The sequence below is a fragment of the Nocardia citri genome, assembly GCF_054065835.1.
Genome location: NZ_JBSUQM010000046.1, coordinates 1 through 18,470, shown reverse-complemented (window position 1 = coordinate 18,470; position 18,470 = coordinate 1). Strand labels below are relative to the sequence as shown.

Below are 18,470 nucleotides of genomic sequence, written 5' to 3'. Positions count from 1 at the left end.
CACCAAGGTCGGCAAGAGTGGACGGAATGCCGATCTGCGCGAGAAGCGCCCGCACGGCCTCCACGGCCTGATACGACAGACTCTCCGCATCGCCGGTGTTGTCGGCACCCAAGGCGACAGCGATTCGAGCGAACTCCTGGACGCGCGCCGGCCGGTTGAACACCATCACATACGGAAGGAGGACGCCGATCCCGGCCCCATGCGGCGTGTGGGTCAGCGCGCCGACCGGATACTGCAACGCATGCGCCGCAGCCGTACCGCCGGTGCCCAGCGCCAACCCGCCGGCCAATGCTGCGAATGCCATGTCGTCCCTGGCCGTGCGCAGTGTGGCGGTATCGCCGTCACCGATGACGGCGTCGTGCAAGCTCCGCCCCACTGCACGTATACCCTCCAGCGCATACAGATCCACCAACGGGCTCTTGCCGATGAAGACGCGTTCCGCCGGCAGGGTCGCGGTGGGCTCCCTACTGACCGCGGTGAACGACTCGATGCAGTGCGAGAGCGCGTCGGTGCCTGAAACAGCTGTCAGCGACGGCGGCGCCGAGTCGGTGAGTTCGGGATCGCACAGAGCAGCCACCGGGATGAGATGCGGGCTCGAGATGCCGACCTTCATCTCGCGGTCCGAGTCGCTGACGACAGCGACAGGAGTCGCTTCCGACCCGGTCCCCGCTGTGGTGGGCAGCGCGATGACCGGGACCGTCGGCCCTGGAACCGCGAACTCCCCGTAGTAGTCCTGCGGGACGCCGCCGTGCGCGAGCAACACCGCGAGTACCTTGGCGAAGTCGATCACGCTTCCCCCGCCCACCGCCACGATCACATCCGGCTCATGCTCGATCGAGTTCGCCGCCTCGACCACGTCGACAACAGGCAACTCGGCCTGGACCGAATTGATCAAATGCACCGAAGTGTCGTGCTGCCCGAGGAGAGTTTTCAACTCGATGAAGTCCACCTCACCGGCCATGCGTTCGTCGGTGACCAACACCGCTCGCGACGTGCGGTGCGGCAAATGAGCGGGCAAAGACCGGCGCACGCCTCGGCCGATCAGGACAGTGGGAGGTTGCCGCAGTAAGCCCAGCGGTGCGTTCACTTCAAAGATCCTTTGCTCGCGGGTGCGGATGCCAACGTGTGCAGTTCTGCCCACAATGCGTCCGGTATGGACAGACCATCGATAAGCGCTTGTTTCCTGCGGGCGCCACTCCGGTCGCCGGGCACGCTGACCGGGATGCGCGGATCAGTGGACGGCGAGTTCCTCACGTCGTCGAGATACGCGGCGACAGCATGCGGCGCACCGCGTTGCACCTGGGCGACAATGAAGACTTCGCCTTTGGTGCTGAAGTGGTCGTCGTCGAGAGTTCCCCGAACATCTCGGCCCAGCGCCGTCCGGGTCAAGGCCGCGACGAGCGCTTCCAGCGCGATGCCCAACCCGTAACCCTTCGCTCCACCGAAGGGCGCGATCGCCCCTTCCATGGCCCGCTCCGCCTCCACGGTCGGACACCCGTCGGCGTCGACGGCCCAGCCTGTTTCCAGGGGCCGGCCCGCTGCGGCGTAGGCGTGGACCTTACCCATGGACACGGCCCCGGTCGCCATGTCGAACACAACCGGGTCACCTGTGGACGGCACACCGACGGCTAGCGGGTTCGTCCCGACCATGGCGCGCCGGCCGCCCCACGGGTGTACGAGCGCCTCGCTCGTCGTCGAGGCGATCAGTACCTGCCCGCGCGAAGCGACTTTTTCCGCGTAGTAGGCCAGCATCCCGATGTGGTTGTTGTTCCTGATCACGGCGGCTGCTACGCCCGTTGACGTCGCCCGCTCGGTGATCTCCGCCAGCGCGTTGTGGGCGATCACCGCGCCGAAGCCGTGTTCGCCATCCACCTCCAGCAAGGCGCTATGTGTCCAAGTCGATCGACCCCCGGTAGCAGGATCGAGCACCCCCGAGGCGATCCGGCGCACCAGCCGTGGCAAACGCAGCAGCCCATGGGAGGGATGACCGCGCAGATCGCCTTCGATCAGCAGGTCCGCCTGCAATTCCGCACTCCGGGTCGGCGCACCGCGATCCTGTAGGATTTTGAGCGCCAGCGCCCGGGCTTCCCGCACGGAAACGGTGACGTCCGGCCTCACCATGATGCGATCACATCGGATCGACGCGACAGGTGCCTCGATCCGCGGGGCGAGTGGGCCGGCGCTCGCTCGCGATCGTTTCCCATGATCAACGCCATAATCGCAACGCCGGGCGCTGCCCGATGTCGCACGCGTGACCGACCACCACTCACCTGGGCCTCCAACATTGAGATCTGCCACAGTCGCCGCGCGACACCGGCCGGTTTCCGACCCGCCTTTTGCGGGCGGGGTCGTGACCAGTCGCAAATATTAGGGAGCTATCGACGATGTCGGATTCGTGACCGGCAATAGGCCGGCAGTAATCTCGGGCGATGCCGCGACGCTTCGAATCCGCCTCTTTCAACGGAATACTTCGATTACCGCCGACCCGATCCGTCGCGCTGCATGCCATCAGCAGTGGCCTTGTTCTCATTCGGGAACAAGGTCCGCAGGCCAGGCCGCAGACCTCATCCCGATCAGTCGACAACAAGCGCGCATCGGGCATCCTGTCCCACCGAAACGGCAACGCACGATCAATTATCCAGCCAGCTGGTCGGGCCCGCGTGCGCCGCAGGGCAGGAACGCACGGTCGGATCTATCGACTCCGAGTCTTGTTGACCATTTCGAAGTAGGGAGACGGCGCAATTGTTCCACGGATCTCCCTGATCTGGTGTTTGTCCACGCCCGGCCGCGTAGAATTCGGTTCTCCCCAGAGCACCGTCACCTCGGTACCCGCTTCGGCATATTCGAGGTCGACGATCGCCGGCGAGATCAGCCGATTCGCGTTCGTCGAGAAAGACAGACACTGCGATATACCGATCTGTTTGCCTTTCTTCATGATCGCGTCGGACTGGAATGTCGCGTACATCGGATTCGGAAGCTTCATGTACAGCGCACCATTTCCTGGGTCGGTAAGTGCTGACGCCACACATGCCATGACATCGCCGTTGTTCCACTCCAGCGTGACCTTCTTGCGCTTCTGGCCGTCGATCCTCGCACGGACACTGTCTCTCCCCACAAAGTCATGGTCGAGATCTATCAGGGACTTGTACCCAATTTCCACGGGGTCCACATAGTAGTCGCGGATATCATCACTGAAGAAGCTGCCACCAAGTGACCCGATTGCCTCCAAAGAATCGTTTCCGAGCCACTCACGATAGAGTTGCATCTCGCTGTTCTCGTATATGGCGGCCAGCGGCATCGGCATCCAACCCGACTCCTGAGAGGGCGTCGTCATCGCCATGAAACCCACCTTACGCAGGCCGTACTGAGCACCGGCCTCCTCGATCGCGGCCAACACGTCCGCCTTGAACTGCCAGGATCCGTAAATCTCGAATCCTGCCTCTCCGGCCATCCCGTGGCGCAAAGCACGGACCGGTCGGCCGGCGATCTCGAACTCGGCGATATTGAAGAATTTCACATCCGGCAGGTCGCCGTCCGCGACCTCCTGCATCATGGCAAGCGTATTCGGGCCCTGGACTTGAATCCGAAACTCCTCAGGGGTCCCGTTCCGGCCGTACTGGCTCTCACGGCAGGTGGCCTCCACGTCCATCCCGCTCTTCTCCGCGTTGTACTGCACCCAATGGATTGCCTGCGGGGCGCCGATCAGCCGAATATGGTCTTCCGACTCACGGAAACCGATCACATCCCCGATCAGGTACCCGTCCTGCCTGGTGAAGATCAGCTGCTTGGCGCGCATAACGGGATAGGGATCGAGCTTGTTCGTAACCAGATTGGATAGTAGTGCGATGCCATCCGCGCCCCGGATGTCCAGCTCGGTCATATGGTACGACATGTCGACAAGCGCAACGTGATTCCGCCAAGAGCGCATCTCGTCGCGCCAATTCGTATATTCCGGGGCGACATGAGGGAAGACAAATGCGCCGACGCTCGAACCGCGCAGTAGGTTGAGCGGCCCACCAGCGTCCTCAACCGCCGCCGCCAGACTATTGGCCGTATTACTCTGCAAGATTTCCATGGAGGTAATCCTTTCCAGCTTTCGGCGCACACCCATCTCATGATGCGGTCGCCGCATTACTTCAACGACTATTGAGGGTCCTTTGCAGGAACTCTCGGAAGGTTGTCGGCCTGCGGCCCAACATCCATTCCAAGACGTTGCTGTTACTGTGGAGGCCGTATTTGCTGTAGGTATCCGACATTGCAGTAAACCCGGCCCGCGCATACACGTCCTCTAATTTGTACAGCGCCAGGAATGCTTCGACATCCATCCGTTCGCACGTGGCGTTCGAGCCGGTAACTTCATTGTAGATGTCAACCAATTCTCTCGCCGAGAGGTAGTCCGTTCCCGCCAGCTCGTAAGTAGCACCCCGATGCTTGTCACCCTCGTCGACGATCTTCACGACCACCTCGGCGACATCCAGCGGATCGACAAAGGTGAGCCTCGAATCCACGGCATAGTAAGAGCGGTACTTGTTGGTCTGCTCGTCGAAGCCGGACAAGAAATTGTACATATAACTCGGCGGCTGAATGATAGTGAAGTTCAGATTACCCGACAACCCTTCCAGCATCAGATACTCTTCGATACGCCTCTTTTGTTCGTGGTGCAACAGCACACTCAAACACGGATGCGCGGCGGAATGGAAGATGAACTGCTCGACTCCCGCGTTCAGCGCTTCGTCGATAAGGTATTTTCCCATGTAAAATTCACTGCCGCTGAAAGCGGGGGAAATAAAGATGACCTTGTCGACGGACTGCAGACTCTCGCGGATATCGGAAACTTTGTTCAGGTCGCCGATATAGATGTCTGCGACGCCGATTTCTTTCAACTCCTCCATATGGGAACCGGTGCCCATTGCTTTGACGTCGAGTCCATTGTCTGCGAGAGTCCGTACGATGTGCCGACCCGCGCGTCCGCTACCGCCTGTCACCAATATCATTTGCGACTCCTCGGCTCTGCGTTTCGGCTGTCCGGTAGAGAACTCGAGGGGGTGTGCTCGACGATGAACTCCGCCACACGTTCTGTCGCCCGTAGACCTTCGCTCAGCATCTGCCCGAATACATGCCATGCATGCGGCATTTCCGGCCAAACCTCCAGCGTGCTGTGGACACTCGAGGCCTGCAGTTTCTCGTGCAGGCGGAAGGCGTCGTCCAGCAGGCGGTCCGCGTCCCCGATATGGATCAGCATCGGCGGAAAGCCCGCCATATCACCGAACATCGGAGACGCGAGCGGGTCCCGTGGATCGGCGTCCTGCAGATAGCGCTCTGCCGCCCAGTCGTTGAAGCCTTCCGGCACGAAGACGTCACGGTTTCCGTTGGCGCGGATCGACTCACTGGAGTTCGTCAGGTCGTACCAACCGGAAATCCCAACAGCGCACGCCGGCAAGGGAAGCCCCTTGGATTTGGCGATCAGCAGCGCCGACAGCATGAGCGTCGCTCCCGCGGAGTCGCCCGATACCGCTATATCGCTCGGCTCATGTCCGGATTCGAGCAACCACTCGTAGGCGTGAAAGCAGTCCTCGAGCCCCGCCGGGAATGGGTTTTCCGGGGCAAGCCGGTAGTCGATCACCAGCACTCGCGCCTGGGCTGCGCGGCCGATCCGGGAGGCGATTTCGCTGTGTGTCCGCGACGATCCGATCATGAACCCGCCCCCGTGGAGATGGAGCACAATCCGCTTTTCGCTGACGCCAGGCGGGACGACCCACAGCCCGGGCACCCCGTCGCAGTCGGCCGGCAGGATTTGCACGTCCTCCGGCAGCGGAGTACGAGAGGCCATGATGTCGCCGCCCCTACGTCGCTTCTCAATCGGCTCGGTGAAATGCGGCCTTGCTCTGAGGATTTCGTAGACCTGTTCAAGTTGTGCCATTGACATAATGAACTCTCCCTTGAAAATTCGGACTCGACGCGAGTCCGTGACGTCGCAAACTGCGCGAGGGGCGCCGTTCTCCGCGCTGGCGGAAGCCCAGCCGACCGAACCCAGCGCGGGCACGAGGTCATGGACTTCGACCGATGCCATCCGCTGCCGATGGCTGCCCCAGCAACCGAAAAAGAGCGCGGCAGCCTGATCAAGCCGTTCGAGGTGAGGTCATCGACGCCGCGTACTTTCTCGGTGCGCCGCTGCACGGACGATGACACCGGCTATACCGCCGAGCTCCCCACTCTGGGCGTGACGTGTTCGGCGTCGCGCCGCAGAACACTGAATTCAGTCAGTCTGACCGCCGACTACGCGAGCGCCGGTGCAGGATCCGCCCGCACTACTCGAGCGGACCCGCTCCCGGTGATTCACCGTCTCGCGGTGCAGCCAAAACCGTCGTTGCTCAGCGCAGTTCGCGCGCCACGATCATTTTCTCGTCGACGAAGCGGCCGTGGTCGAGGATCATGTCGCCGTCGAGCATCACCGAGCAGTCCCGCATGGGTATGTCGAGATGCCCCTTGGTGTTCCGCGTGCCGCCGCCCTGCGTGTTCGGTCCGGTCGAGAACATGAAGTTGCCGGCGAAGGCGCGGGCGGCACCGATATTGCGCTCCGGGTCGTCGCCGTAGAGCGCGAGATTGTCCCAGCGTGCTTGCGGGTTCAGTCCCCAGCCCAGGTGTGAAACGGCGTGGCCGTCCATATCACCGGGATAGGCGCGGTTGTCCTCGAGCCAGTGGCTCATCAGCCGCGCATCGAGCCCGCCCTTGATGTCGCGGATGAAACCGTCGGCGATCTCCATGCGGACCTCCTCGGCAACGTAGCGGTTGTATGGCAGCACGATGATGTCGCCCGGGGTGAGCACGACGGTGCCGTTGGCGGTCCCCTCGTTGGGGAAGGTGAGTGCGTGGCCGGCGCCCCAGTGATCGACACGGCCCGGCTCGTCGGCATAGCCATACTGGACCATGGTCTCGTATTCGCCGACGTCCACGGTCAGGTCGGTTCCGGCGTCGTTCACCACGCGCATAGTCTTCGCCTGCTCCAGGCGCTTGCCGGCGTGGACGACCGCCTCCTTGAGCCCCTTGGGAGCCATACTTTGTTCGAGGTCGTCAGGGTGGTCGACAACGATGAGCACGCGCGTCCCGGCCGCGCGGACCTCCTTCAACCACCGCGTGAAGAAGGGAACGTGCAGGCATACCAGAAGGTCGGCGGCGGCGAATGCCTCGACCGCCCCCTTGCACGCACCGACTGTTTCGACGCCGACCTTGGTCCAGTTCGGCGTGGAGTTGACGCACATCTCGTAGGCGTTGGCACCGAGCATCTCGACCGCGGCGAACGCCGCGCTGACGTACTCGCGGCGCGACGACAGATCGCTCAGCAGCGCCACCGTCTCACCGGGCTTGACCTGGGAGAGCTCGAACTCCCTGCGGAAGAGTTCGGCGAGCTTGCTCGGGTTGACAGACTGTGGACGCATGATGACCACTCCTCGGGGGACGTCGAAGTCACTTAGCTGCTGTTATCTGCATCACAGTGTCACTCCGGGCAGCGGAGCATGTCAATACCGACCGGCAATCGGTATTGTTGATCGTGAACGAAAGGGGTAGACGGGCAACATGGTTCAGGTCAAGAAGCCGGAGGTACGTGACGCCATCCTCAGCGCTGCCAGCAAACTGCTGTCACAGCGCGGATACCACGGCACCACGGTCACCGCGATCGCGGCCGACGCGGGCATCACACCATCGACGATCTACTGTTATTACAGCTCGAAGCTGGCGATCGTCTACGCCGTCTTTGTCCCATGGTTCAATGCCCATATCGACCGCCTCGAGGCTAGGCTCGCCCTGCTGCACTCGCCGCGCGAGCGCCTGCGGGCGATCCTGCTGACGATGTGGCGCGACATTCCCGAAGCCGACAACGGCCTGTTCAACAACTTGGTGCAGGCGGTGGCCATGACAACGGCTCCGACCGACGCAGGCTACGCGCGCGACCACCTTCTCGAACTCGAAGATCGCTTTTCTTCGCTGATCGTCGAGACATTGCCGGAACGGCACCGTCATCTCGCCCAGCGCGACATGCTGGTTCACCTGATTTTCATGGCCACGGACGGATACGCGGTCAATGCCAAATTTCCCGGTGCGGTCCCGGTCACCAATGCCGTCGACGCGATGTGCGATCTCCTCATCGGGAAGGAGTGAGACGTTGGATACGTGCCGACGGCACATCCAGTTGGCGTGGACCGAGTCCGGGGTGCGGCAGTGCTGGACGAGCTGGGCAGCCGGGGGTCGATCGACTGCTCGCGCGTCGTGATCGACGTGGCGAGTGTCCGGGTGAAACAGGGGGCTCGCCCACCGTGGCGAACCCGACCGATCGCGGCAAGCACGGCTCCGAGCAGCACCTGCTGTCCGACCGGGCGGGAGACCCACTGGCGGTAGCGATTTCGGCCGCCAACGGTCATGACTCGCAGGCGCTCGAAGCGTTCGCGACAGCTGTCCCGGCGGTGCGGTCCCGGCGTGGCCTACGGCGGCGTCGGTCGGGCAAGCTACATGCGGGCAAACCCCCTCCCCTCGGCCACTACGCCAGTCGTCATCTGGGGATTGGTCCAGTGGGCGAGATTCCTACTCGTCCAGCACCGGCTTCGCCCGCCTGCGGTCCCGCGTCGGTAGGCGGCTGCATCGGCGGCGGGCATGATCAGGCCGCGCGCTGACGATAGCCGCGATGGTGGCACAGTTGACCAGAGGCAGGCCCGAGTGAGGAGAGACAGACCATGAACGGACGTACCCCGAGCCAATGGGAGGAGCTCACCGCGGCCGACCCTGCGCATTCGACGTGGTACGTGGAGCGGTTCCGGGCAATGGCGGCCGAAGGCACCGATATCGTCGGGGAGGCGCGGCTGGTCGACGCCATGCTCGACCGCAGTGGCCGAGTCCTCGACGCGGGGTGCGGTCCGGGCCGGGTGGGTGGCTACTTGCACCGAGTCGGCCATGTCGTGGTCGGCGTCGACCTCGACCCGGTGTTGATCGCCGCGGCGGAGCAGGACTATCCCGGTCCGACCTGGATAGTCGGTGATCTCGCCGAACTGGACCTACCGAGCCGTGGGATCGCCGGCGATTTCGACATCATCGTGTGCGCGGGAAACGTCATGACATTTCTGGCACCGTCCACCCGGGAAGCGGTGCTGGCGGGGTTCGCCCGCCATCTCGCCCCAGCCGGTCGGGTGGTTGTAGGGTTCGGCGCCGATCGTGGTTACGAGTTCCCGCAGTTTCTGGCAGACGCCGAGAACGCCGGACTCACGGTGGATTTGCGATTATCGACGTGGGACCTACGCCCATTCACCGACAAGTCCGATTTCCTGGTGGCCGTGTTCTCGCGCGTAGATTGAAGCCTGCCCAGCCCCATTCCACCGCAGCACCGAACAGTTGGGTAGGCCGTCCGGCGAGATACCCGCGGTGGGCGGGTCCTTTTCCTCCCGCCGAACCGGACGTGCCAGTTTCCCGGCATCCGGCTCTCCAGTGACTATTCCGTGGTGGCCTGGGGCTGGTCGGCGTCGCTCGAGGCAGCTTATCGGTGAGTGTGGGTTTCTATGCCCATTTGTGGCGGACGGCGGCGTATTCTGCGGCAGCGGGGTCGGCGGTGATTTCGTCGGCGTTGGCGTCGTAGTCGTAGAGTTCGGCGTAGCGGCCCCAGTCGATGGCGATGTCGAGTTGTTGTTTGGCATCGTCGCGGGAGAAGCCGCGGCGCAGCAGGTCGAGGAAGAATCCGGTGCGGAGTTTGCCGTCGGCGCTGCCTGCGAGGGCTTTGCAGATCGTGCGGACCAGGGGTGCGCGGTGGCGGGCCTGTTCGGCGAAGATCTTTTTCGATTCCTGGATGTCGGCGGTGGTGTAGCGGATGCCGGTGTCGGTGAGCAGGACGTCGCCGGATTCGACGGTGAGGAATTCCAGCATGGCGGCGGCGTCGACCAGTGGGAGCAGATCGTCGATTTCGAAGTTGAGTTCGTCGGCGATCTCGGGCAAGTCGGCGCGGCGGTTGTTGGCGTAGACCAACTCGACCAGGCCGGCGAGCCCGCCGACCGAAGCGTCCGGCAGCGGGGTGGCGATGGGTGTGGCTTTCTCGGGTTCGGGTGTGGGGCGTTGGGTTTCGCGGCCGGTGAGCAGTCCGTAGATTTCATCGACGAGGACTTCGAAGCCAGAGGCGCGGCGGTCACGCGGCCGTGTCATGGTGACCGGGATTTCGGCGATGATGCGGCCGGGGTTGGAGCCCAGGACGATGACGCGGTCGGCGAGTAGGACGGCTTCCTCGATGTTGTGGGTGACGATGCAGATCGACTTTGTGGGGAAATCCGGTGTGTCCCAGAGGTTCACGATTTCAGAGCGCAGGTTCTCCGCGGTCAGGACATCGAGGGCGGAGAACGGTTCGTCCATCAGCAGCAGGTCCGGTTCCAGTACCAGGGCGCGGGCGAACCCGACGCGTTGGCGCATGCCGCCGGAGAGTTCTTTGGGGTAGGCGGATTCGAAGCCGTCGAGGCCGATCATGTCGATCGCCGCCAACGCGCGCTGCGCTCGTTCGGCTTTGGCGACCCCGCGGGCGGCCAGGCCGAGTTCGACGTTGGCCTGCACGGTCAGCCACGGCATCAGCGCGAAGGACTGAAAGACCAGTGCTGCACCGGGATTGGCGCCTTCGAGCTGGCGTCCGCGGTAACGCACCTGACCGGTGCTCGGGGCGATCAGTCCGGCGATGGTGCGCAGCAGTGTCGATTTGCCGGAGCCGGAACGCCCGAGCAGGGCGACGATTTCGCCGCTGCGAAGGGTCAGGTCGATTTGGTCGAGCACGTGCAGGCTATCGCCCGCCGCTCCGGTGAACGATTTGCCGACGCCGTCGACTTCGAGCAGGACCTCACCCGCTGTGGTGGTGGTTGTCATGGAATTTTCTCCTGTCACAACGAGTAGCGGCGTTCGGCCAGGTCGTAGAGGCGTCGCCAGAACAAGCGGTTGATGCCGACGACGTAGGTGCTCATGACCACGACACCGACGAGGATGCGGGGCCAGTCGCCGTTGCCGGTGGCGTCGGCGATATAGGCGCCCAATCCGGTGGCGACCAAGGTGGTGCCGTTATAGGACACGATCTCCGCGACGATCGAGGCGTTCCACGCGCCACCGGCCGCGGTTATCCCGCCGGTGACGTAGCTAGGGAAGATCGCGGGCACAATCAGCTTGCGCCACCACAGACTTCGGGACAGCCGCAGATTCGCTGCCGCTTCGCGTAGATCATTGGGTACCGAACTGGCCCCGGCGATGACGTTGAACAGGATGTACCACTGCGCACCCAATGCCATCAGCAATGCCCCGGCCCAGTTCAGGCTCGCACCCGTGGCCACCAGCGCGGCGGTCACCAGGGGGAACAGGAAGTTCGCGGGGAAGCTGGCCAGTACCTGCACGATTGGTTGGGCGAAGCGGGACACCTTGGGGTTCAACCCGATCCACACCCCGATCGGCACCCAGATCACAGTCGCGACGATCACCAGCACGATGACACGTGCCAGTGTCAGCGCGCCGAGTCCGAACGCGTACACGACTTCGCCGAACCCACAGCTGTCGGCGATGTAGGTGAGGATGCGGTAGCAGCCGTAGGCGATGACCGCGAGCGTCACGGTCGCGAAGACGACATCACCGGCGCGACGGCGTGCGGGCGGCACGTGCAGCGGGTATTCGGCGAGGCCGAACACCCGCATCACCCGGTCTATCGGGGTCACCAACGGCCCGAAAACCCTACCCAGCAGTTCCGGGATATCGGAGCGACGCAACAGATCCAAGGTGATGCTGCGCGGGGCCTCGGCGGGTTCGGATTCCTCGAACCGGAACCGTTCGGCCCAGGCGGTCAGCGGCCGCCAGAACAGCACGTTCACCCCGATGACCATGACGATCATCAACCCGATGGCGATCAACACCTTGGCTGTTTCCCCATCGTCGGTGGCGGTCGCGACATACGAGCCGATACCGGGCAGGGTGTATTTGTGGTTGTTGACGCTGATCGCCTCAGAGGCGACCAGGAAGAACCAGCCGCCACCGAAACTCATCATCGCATTCCACACCAGCGGCACCATCCCCGAAGGCACGTCGACCCGCCAGAACCGTTGCCACCGCGACAATCTCAGATTCCGCGCGGCTTCGTCGAGATCGCGAGGCTGCGCGATCAGGCTGTGGTAGAACGCGAAGGCCATATTCCACGCCTGCGAGGTGAAGATCGCGAAGATCGACGCCGCCTCCAGTCCCAGCGACGAGCCCGGGAACAGGGCGATGAACGCGGTGACGGTCACCGACAGGAACCCCAGGATCGGCACCGACTGCAGGATATCCAGGATCGGCAGCATCACCGTGCGGGCACGACGCAACCGCGCGGCGGCCGTGGCGTAGACGAAAGTGAACACGATCGAGAGCCCGAGCGCGGCGAACATGCGCAGCAGCGAACAGCCCGCGTAGTAGGGCAAGTCTTTCGCGTCGGTGGACACCGTTGCCGGGGCAGCGTTTTCGTCGAACGGGACGTTCACCCCAGCCGAGATCCGCACAATCACCCAGATCAGGACCGCCGCGCCGGCGAACACCGCCACATCGGCCATCCGCGACCGCGGCCGGTCCAGGGCACCGCGCGACGGGAAGGAACGCAGCACTGTCATGACTCCACCTCTGTTTCGCGCGCCTCGGCGCTGTGCCAACCCACGCTGGTCACCGAGGGTTCCAAGCTCAACCGGCTCACCGCCGACTCCATCTGCCGGTCATCACGCTGGTCACCGACCAACTCCGCGCGCACTTGCACCCGGCCCTCGGTCGCGGTGTTGGCGCTGGACACCGCGACCAACCGGAAATCGGTGCGCGTGAGCGCCTGCACCACCAGCGCCCGCACATGTGCCTCGTGCTCGTCGTCGGTCACCGCAGCGAACACGTACCGCACCGGCCGCTCGTTCCCGGCGTCGGGCTGCCGGTCGACCGCACGCCCGGCAGCGCGCAGCGCGATGTTCACCACCACCACCGCACCTGTCCCGGCCGCCGCGACGCCGTACATGCCCGCACCAGCCAAAGCGCCGACCGCGGCCGCGCACCACAGGGTCGCGGCGGTGTTCAGTCCCCGCACGTTGAGCCCGTCGCGGATGATCACGCCCGCACCGAGAAACCCGATCCCCGACACGATCTGCGCCGCGACCCGCGTCGGGTCCGCAGCACCGCCGGAGAAGCCGTGCGCAGATAGCAACACGAACAACGTCGCACCGGCAGCCACCAGCGCATTGGTCCGCAACCCGGCCATGCGAGCCCGGTACTGGCGTTCGACACCGATCAGCGCACCCAGACCCACACCCGTACCAAGACGCAACAGCATTTCCCACGTCGACATGACGCACCAACCCTTGGTCTCGGCGACACGCTCCGCGCAGGAACGCTACCCAGCTGGATCGACAGCGCAGCGGATGCCGGAGTGGTCGCCCGATGAATATTCGGCAAAACAACGTCTATGACTGCCGTCGGACACGACGACCACCTCCCTCCTGCGCGCCAGGGAGTGGACCAGCACACGGAAACGGCTGGTCGGCACCACTCCTCGTAAGACCTTTGGCACTCCACGGCGTAACCCGACAAACAGGTCGGGAGCCAGTCGGGGCCACCCCTTAAGCCGGGGAGACCTGTCCTGACCCGGGGCGTCTCTCGACGTTCGGGGTCGCTGGCCTATATCCGTGAAGGAGCCTCAGCGAACGACGGCACCTTGCGACAGGAAGTAAACACCCAGCACCACCATCACCGCAACCCGGACGACCCAGGTCATCGATCACACTGCCCATCGCGCAGCACTACAACGCTCCGTGGTCGGATCCCAGCGCTGGTCCGGCTCACAATCGTTATTGGCCTGGATCGAGTTATCGATAGAGGCGCTGACCAGGCCATGAGACCGCTATCGAGCACCCAGGGCATCGGGCGCCCCGTCGTCTTCGAGCGCGGGCTCGACGGCGGTTTCCTCGACTACGGCCGAGCGACGCTTGTTTCGGTAGGTATAGATGATGCCGACGATCAGGACCGCCAGCAGCGCGGCGGAGGTGCCGTAGGTGCCCAGCGCGAGTCCGCCGCTGGAATGGGGTTTGGACAGCCAGTCGCCCATGGTCGCGCCGAGTGGGCGGGTGAGGACGAAGGCCATCCAGAACAGCAGCACGCCGGAGATATCGGTGCGGAAGTGGGCGGTGAGGATCCCCGCCATGACGACCGCGATCAGGACCCCGCTGCCCCAGTAGCCGAGGCCGGAGCTGTCGGACAGGTAATCCCCGAGGGAGGTGCCGAGGGCGTTGGACAGCAGGATCGCGGCCCAGTAGAGCAGTTCACCGCGAAAGGTGGTGATGTTGGCGACGTCGAAGGTCTGTCGGCATGACCGTGATCTGGGGAAGTTTGTAGTCGACTACCAGGCTGCGAGCCGCATGCTTCACGTCGGTGCTCTCTTTCTCCCGTGCCGATACCTCTTGGGCACGGAGTCTGCCCGAGTGCCACTGAGAGCAGGCTGAGAGTATGCGGCCGCTCACACAGCGGTGGGCGTTCTCACGTCGCCGGAGACCCACTCAGCGCTTTCCGGGGGCGTCGTGGAGGCGGTATCCGACGCCTCGGACGGTTTCAATGCTGGCCAGTCCGAACGGGCTATCGATTTTGCGGCGGAGGTAGCCGATGTAGACCTCGACGACGTTGTCGGAGCCGTCGTAGTTGGCGTCCCAGACCGAGCGCAGGATGTCGAATTTGGTGACGACGTCGCCCTTGTGGCGCAGTAGGTATTCCAGCACGCCGAATTCGCGTGGGGTCAGCGACAGTTCGCGTCCGGCGCGGCTGACACTTCGCCGTGCTGGATCCAGGGCGAGGCTGCCGGCGGTGAGGATCGCGGGTCGTTCCGGGGCGCCGCGGCGCACCAACGCTCGTAGGCGGGCGATGAGGATGACGAAGGAGAAGGGCTTGGTGAGGTAGTCGTCGGCGCCGAGGTCGAAAGCGTCAGCCTGGTCGTATTCGCCGTCCTTGGCTGAAAGCATCAGCACCGGGGTCCATATCCGGCGTTCGCGTAGTTCCCGCACGATCTGGTAGCCGTGTTTGCCCGGCAGCATAATGTCGAGCACCAGCACATCGAAATCACCGGTCGCGGCCAGTTCCAGACCAACGACTCCATCGTGGGCGACTTCGACGACGAAACCTTTCGACGACAGACCGCGCCGCAGGGTCTCGGCCAGTCGGATCTCGTCGTCGACTACCAGTACCCGCACCACCTACCATCCTTCCGTTCGTTGATCCATTACAGCCCAACCCGCTTGGCGAACGGTGCGGCTCTCAGCGTCTCCACAGCAATACGCGTCCAGACTCGGAGCATGTCCGCTGTCCTCGACCTCGTTGATCAGACCGATAGCGAGGTCATCACCGAGATCGCGGCGTGGATCGGTGCGGTGGGTGCCTCGGTTATCGTGGGGTGAACAAACCTCGAAGGTGGTCTCGGCCGCGTCGACCACATCCCGCGAAAATTGATCACGATGAACCGACACACGCCGAGCACATTTCCAGCCGCTGAGGTGACCGCGGCCGTCACGCGGCCCGCGTGCCGCCGGTTCGGCGCCGCCACAACAGGATTGATCCGAATCCTCACCCACCCCGCACAATGGGGCCTGCGGGTGCGATCCGCACTCATTGTCGCGGTCGTCATCAGTGCGGGGCTCGCCGTCGCCGCCCTGTCGCTGACCTACGTGCTGTATCGATCGCTGGTCACCGCCTCCGATGAGGCGGCCACCGACCGGATCCGCCAGGTCACCGCCCAACTCGCCCTCCACTCCCCCGCGGACCTGGATCGCAGCGCTCTATCAACCGACAACCGAGTCGCGATCGTGCAGATCATCGATCAGACCGGCCACGTCGTACAAAGCTCCACCGACAGCCCCACCCGCCCGATCACCGACGAGCGCCCCGCCCCAGGAACCACCACCCACCACCTTCCCCCAACAACCCGCGCCTACGAGGGCCGAATCAGCGCGACCACCGTCGACGGGCGCGGCGGCCGCTACACCATCGTGGTCGCCACCAACCAGGAAGAAATCGAACGCACCATCAAACTGGTCGGGGCCTTGGTCGCTTCCGCCACGCCGTTCATCGTCGCGCTCGCCGCGCTGGCCACCTACGCCCTGGTCGGGCGCTCATTGCGGTCGGTCGAACGCATCCGCACCCGCGTCGCCGCCATCACCAGTGCCGACCTCACCGACCGTGTTCCGGTACCACCGCAGCGTGACGAAATCGCGGCCCTGGCCGAGACGATGAACGACATGTTGGCGCGGATCGAGGCCGGGCACAATGCTCAACGCCGCTTCATCAGCGACGCGTCCCACGAGCTCCGTAGCCCACTGACCACCATCACCGCCGCCCTCGAACTCGGCCGCGCCGAGCCCGCCATCCTTGACGCGGCCATGCTCGATGACACCGTGCTGCCCGAAGCCCAACGCATGCGCCAGTTGATCGACGATCTGCTGCTGCTCGCCCGCGCCGACGAAAACGCCCTCACCCAGCGGCGCACTGATGTCGACCTCGACGATGTTCTCACCGCCGAAGTAGCTCGCACCCGAACCACCACCACGCTCACCATCGACATCGCGGTCGAACCCGCTCGCATCAGCGGCGACCCCAACCAGATCTCGCGCGCCATCCGCAACCTGCTCGACAACGCCACCCGCTACGCCGCCACCACCATCACCGTCCGCCTCCGCCGCGACCTCGGCAATGCCCGCATCGAAATCGCCGACGACGGACCCGGCATCGCCGCACCCGACCGTGCACGCATCTTCGACCGCTTCTACCGCCCACAACACGACCGAGGCCGCGGCACCGGCGGATCCGGACTCGGCCTGGCCATCGTCGCCGAGATCATCACCGCCCACTACGGCACCGTACGCATCGACCAGAACCTCCCGACCGGAACCATCGCGATCATCGACCTGCCCCGCACCGACGCCTGAACGATCAACCGGACACCGCCGCATCGGCCGCGACGGGCCGCCCTTCCTCAGCGTGCTCACAGCAGACCGAAAGCACTGTGGGCTCATGTCCCTTCCCGACAGCAACACCACACGCGGCGTCGACCGGCCAGCGGCGATGTCGCCACTGGCCGACGATCTGGCGTGGCTACTGCTCGACGACGAGACCGGGCAACCACTCGTCGACAAAATCAGCATGTCGCGCGCCCTCGCCGGAGCTGTTCTCATCGACCTGATCTCGACAGCACTGGTGCGAGCCACCGGACCAGGCGACCGTGTCGAACTCCTGATCAGGGAGCACGATCCGGACCCATCAGCCGCCGATCCGATCATCACCCACGCGGCGAAGTCGTTGCGTCGTCCACACACACCGAAGCAAGCCATCCAGAAACTCGCACCACGCCTGCACCGCACGATCCTGGACCGACTGTGTGAGACAGGGCGCGTTCACCGACAGTCCGCACGAATCCTTGGGTTCATCCCGATCACGGTCTGGCCGACCATCGACCACACAACCAAAACCAGACTGCGCCAACCACTTCAACGCGTCGTGCTCGACGCACAACACCCCGACCACCACACCCTCGCGTTGATCTCCCTGCTGCACGTGGTCGGCGCGCTACCCGCGCAATGCTCGGGTTGGCGACATCGGATCATCGACGAACGCGCCGAAGAAATCCGCCAGCAGCACGCCGACAGCGAATCGACCAGCGAGTCCGTACGACAGGCGATCTGCGACTCCTACGCCAGCACCTACACCGGCGGCGGGCTACACATTCCCTGACCACCAGCGGACTGTAAAGCTGCGCAGTATCGGATCGCGGTGGTTTCGTCGAGTCAGAGCCCGCGGGAGACCGCAATCAGGACGGTCAATGATTCTGTCGTTCGGCGTCTTCTGTGATCCAGGCTGCCATCTGTGCGCGGGAGGTGAATCCGAGTTTGGTGAGGATGTGCTCCACGTGACCGTCGGCGGTGCGTGGGGAGATCACCAGTTTCGCGGCGATCTGTTTGTTGGTGAGGCCTTGGGCGACAAGGTCTGCGACCTGCCGCTCCCGCTTGGTCAGCTCCACGAATGGACCCGACATGAGCGTCGTGTCGATGGATTGCTCGCCGAGTGCGTAGGCTACGGCTTCGTCCATCCCCATCGCCCGCCCGTGCCGGAAGGCCGCATCGAATCCACGGGCGCCGAGGGCGGATCGCGCCAGCCCGACAGATTCGTCGCGATAGTGCGGCAGGTCTGGGAGAGTGCTTGCAACGTAACCCATCGACCGCTGCAGCTCATCCGCTGCTCCCATCAGCACGGCCGCGCGCTCGGCGTCACCGTCGGCGCACACAATCCAGGCCAGCGCCTCCAAAGTCAACGCGGCGATCGCCGGGCTACGCATTCGCCGGTCGACTCGCAGTGCGTCCTCGAGCAGCTCAATTGCCCGAGACCGCTGGCCCCTCCGCCATTCCGCAATGCCCATGCCCCACAACGCCGACCACCGGAATAGA

The 18,470-nt window shown here is 64.2% G+C and carries 15 protein-coding genes, 2 pseudogenes and 1 riboswitch; of the genes and pseudogenes, 5 read left to right on the top strand and 12 right to left on the bottom strand.

Annotated features, from left to right (window positions below):
* From ACW2Q0_RS30670 to ACW2Q0_RS30645, 6 genes are all read right to left on the bottom strand, one after another.
* Nucleotides 1-1,087, bottom strand: a 1,087-nt coding sequence (locus ACW2Q0_RS30670) for an iron-containing alcohol dehydrogenase (protein ID WP_457194416.1), incomplete at its 3' end; no start/stop codon positions are given.
* Entirely contained in the window at nucleotides 1,084-2,121 is a 1,038-nt protein-coding gene (locus ACW2Q0_RS30665; RefSeq protein WP_457194415.1) for an Ldh family oxidoreductase, read from the bottom strand. The genes ACW2Q0_RS30665 and ACW2Q0_RS30670, both read right to left, overlap by 4 nt.
* A gap of 571 nt (nucleotides 2,122-2,692) precedes the next feature.
* Nucleotides 2,693-4,075, bottom strand: coding sequence for a hypothetical protein (locus ACW2Q0_RS30660; protein WP_457194414.1), 1,383 nt, complete (start codon nucleotides 4,073-4,075; stop codon nucleotides 2,693-2,695).
* Between the two features lie 61 nt (nucleotides 4,076-4,136).
* Nucleotides 4,137-4,994, bottom strand: coding sequence for an NmrA family NAD(P)-binding protein (locus ACW2Q0_RS30655; protein WP_457194413.1), 858 nt, complete (start codon nucleotides 4,992-4,994; stop codon nucleotides 4,137-4,139).
* Nucleotides 4,991-6,070: an alpha/beta hydrolase gene (locus tag ACW2Q0_RS30650; protein WP_457194412.1), complete on the bottom strand. Its 1,080-nt coding sequence runs from the start codon at nucleotides 6,068-6,070 to the stop codon at nucleotides 4,991-4,993. The genes ACW2Q0_RS30655 and ACW2Q0_RS30650 overlap by 4 nt, the downstream gene beginning before the upstream one ends.
* A gap of 301 nt (nucleotides 6,071-6,371) precedes the next feature.
* On the bottom strand, nucleotides 6,372-7,445 hold the full coding sequence (locus ACW2Q0_RS30645) for a hypothetical protein (protein ID WP_457194411.1): 1,074 nt from the start codon (nucleotides 7,443-7,445) through the stop codon (nucleotides 6,372-6,374).
* A gap of 130 nt (nucleotides 7,446-7,575) precedes the next feature.
* On the opposite strand from ACW2Q0_RS30645, the gene ACW2Q0_RS30640 reads away from it, so the two are divergent.
* The 3 genes and pseudogenes from ACW2Q0_RS30640 to ACW2Q0_RS30630 all read left to right on the top strand — a co-directional run bounded on the left by ACW2Q0_RS30640 (nucleotide 7,576) and on the right by ACW2Q0_RS30630 (nucleotide 9,341).
* On the top strand, nucleotides 7,576-8,157 hold the full coding sequence (locus ACW2Q0_RS30640) for a TetR/AcrR family transcriptional regulator (protein WP_457194410.1): 582 nt from the start codon (nucleotides 7,576-7,578) through the stop codon (nucleotides 8,155-8,157).
* Nucleotides 8,158-8,217: 60 nt separating this feature from the next.
* Nucleotides 8,218-8,552: pseudogene (locus ACW2Q0_RS30635) on the top strand (IS5/IS1182 family transposase); the annotation flags it as partial.
* 174 nt (nucleotides 8,553-8,726) lie between these two features.
* Nucleotides 8,727-9,341, top strand: a complete 615-nt coding sequence (locus ACW2Q0_RS30630) for a class I SAM-dependent methyltransferase (protein WP_457194409.1) — start codon at nucleotides 8,727-8,729, stop codon at nucleotides 9,339-9,341.
* A 199-nt stretch (nucleotides 9,342-9,540) separates the two neighbouring features.
* Here ACW2Q0_RS30630 and ACW2Q0_RS30625 read toward each other — a convergent pair whose 3' ends face one another.
* From ACW2Q0_RS30625 to ACW2Q0_RS30605, 5 genes and pseudogenes are all read right to left on the bottom strand, one after another.
* Nucleotides 9,541-10,878, bottom strand: coding sequence for an ABC transporter ATP-binding protein (locus ACW2Q0_RS30625; protein WP_457194408.1), 1,338 nt, complete (start codon nucleotides 10,876-10,878; stop codon nucleotides 9,541-9,543).
* Nucleotides 10,879-10,892: 14 nt separating this feature from the next.
* Nucleotides 10,893-12,629, bottom strand: a complete 1,737-nt coding sequence (locus ACW2Q0_RS30620; RefSeq protein WP_457194407.1) for an ABC transporter permease — start codon at nucleotides 12,627-12,629, stop codon at nucleotides 10,893-10,895.
* Nucleotides 12,626-13,342 (bottom strand): MgtC/SapB family protein, encoded by a 717-nt coding sequence (locus ACW2Q0_RS30615; protein ID WP_457194406.1) that lies wholly within the window; start codon nucleotides 13,340-13,342, stop codon nucleotides 12,626-12,628. The genes ACW2Q0_RS30620 and ACW2Q0_RS30615 overlap by 4 nt, the downstream gene beginning before the upstream one ends.
* 192 nt (nucleotides 13,343-13,534) lie before the next feature.
* A riboswitch (M-box (ykoK) riboswitch) is annotated at nucleotides 13,535-13,709 on the bottom strand.
* Nucleotides 13,710-13,894: 185 nt separating this feature from the next.
* Nucleotides 13,895-14,356 (bottom strand): annotated as a pseudogene (locus ACW2Q0_RS30610) (hypothetical protein); the annotation flags it as partial.
* A gap of 190 nt (nucleotides 14,357-14,546) precedes the next feature.
* Nucleotides 14,547-15,230: a response regulator transcription factor gene (locus tag ACW2Q0_RS30605; protein WP_457194405.1), complete on the bottom strand. Its 684-nt coding sequence runs from the start codon at nucleotides 15,228-15,230 to the stop codon at nucleotides 14,547-14,549.
* A 261-nt stretch (nucleotides 15,231-15,491) separates the two neighbouring features.
* Here ACW2Q0_RS30605 and ACW2Q0_RS30600 point away from each other — a divergent pair, with 261 nt between their 5' ends.
* Nucleotides 15,492-16,958 (top strand): HAMP domain-containing sensor histidine kinase, encoded by a 1,467-nt coding sequence (locus ACW2Q0_RS30600; RefSeq protein ID WP_457194404.1) that lies wholly within the window; start codon nucleotides 15,492-15,494, stop codon nucleotides 16,956-16,958.
* 85 nt (nucleotides 16,959-17,043) lie between these two features.
* The gene (locus tag ACW2Q0_RS30595) at nucleotides 17,044-17,760 is read left to right on the top strand and encodes a GOLPH3/VPS74 family protein (RefSeq protein WP_457194403.1); all 717 of its coding nucleotides are present in this window, start codon (nucleotides 17,044-17,046) and stop codon (nucleotides 17,758-17,760) included.
* 85 nt (nucleotides 17,761-17,845) lie between these two features.
* On the opposite strand, the gene ACW2Q0_RS30590 is transcribed toward ACW2Q0_RS30595, so the two are convergent.
* The coding region (locus ACW2Q0_RS30590) for a helix-turn-helix domain-containing protein (protein WP_457194402.1) at nucleotides 17,846-18,470 on the bottom strand (625 nt) is incomplete at its 5' end.

What these genes read in the sequence shown, in the direction of transcription:
- ACW2Q0_RS30650 (WP_457194412.1), bottom strand. Translation starts at nt 6,070, where the DNA reads ATGGCATCGGTCGAAGTCCATGACCTCGTGCCCGCGCTGGGTTCGGTC.
- ACW2Q0_RS30660 (WP_457194414.1), bottom strand. Translation starts at nt 4,075, where the DNA reads ATGGAAATCTTGCAGAGTAATACGGCCAATAGTCTGGCGGCGGCGGTT.
- ACW2Q0_RS30620 (WP_457194407.1), bottom strand. Translation starts at nt 12,629, where the DNA reads ATGACAGTGCTGCGTTCCTTCCCGTCGCGCGGTGCCCTGGACCGGCCG.
- ACW2Q0_RS30665 (WP_457194415.1), bottom strand. Translation starts at nt 2,121, where the DNA reads ATGGTGAGGCCGGACGTCACCGTTTCCGTGCGGGAAGCCCGGGCGCTG.
- ACW2Q0_RS30655 (WP_457194413.1), bottom strand. Translation starts at nt 4,994, where the DNA reads ATGATATTGGTGACAGGCGGTAGCGGACGCGCGGGTCGGCACATCGTA.
- ACW2Q0_RS30625 (WP_457194408.1), bottom strand. Translation starts at nt 10,878, where the DNA reads ATGACAACCACCACCACAGCGGGTGAGGTCCTGCTCGAAGTCGACGGC.
- ACW2Q0_RS30640 (WP_457194410.1), top strand. Translation starts at nt 7,576, where the DNA reads ATGGTTCAGGTCAAGAAGCCGGAGGTACGTGACGCCATCCTCAGCGCT.
- ACW2Q0_RS30630 (WP_457194409.1), top strand. Translation starts at nt 8,727, where the DNA reads ATGAACGGACGTACCCCGAGCCAATGGGAGGAGCTCACCGCGGCCGAC.
- ACW2Q0_RS30600 (WP_457194404.1), top strand. Translation starts at nt 15,492, where the DNA reads ATGAACCGACACACGCCGAGCACATTTCCAGCCGCTGAGGTGACCGCG.
- ACW2Q0_RS30615 (WP_457194406.1), bottom strand. Translation starts at nt 13,342, where the DNA reads ATGTCGACGTGGGAAATGCTGTTGCGTCTTGGTACGGGTGTGGGTCTG.
- ACW2Q0_RS30595 (WP_457194403.1), top strand. Translation starts at nt 17,044, where the DNA reads ATGTCCCTTCCCGACAGCAACACCACACGCGGCGTCGACCGGCCAGCG.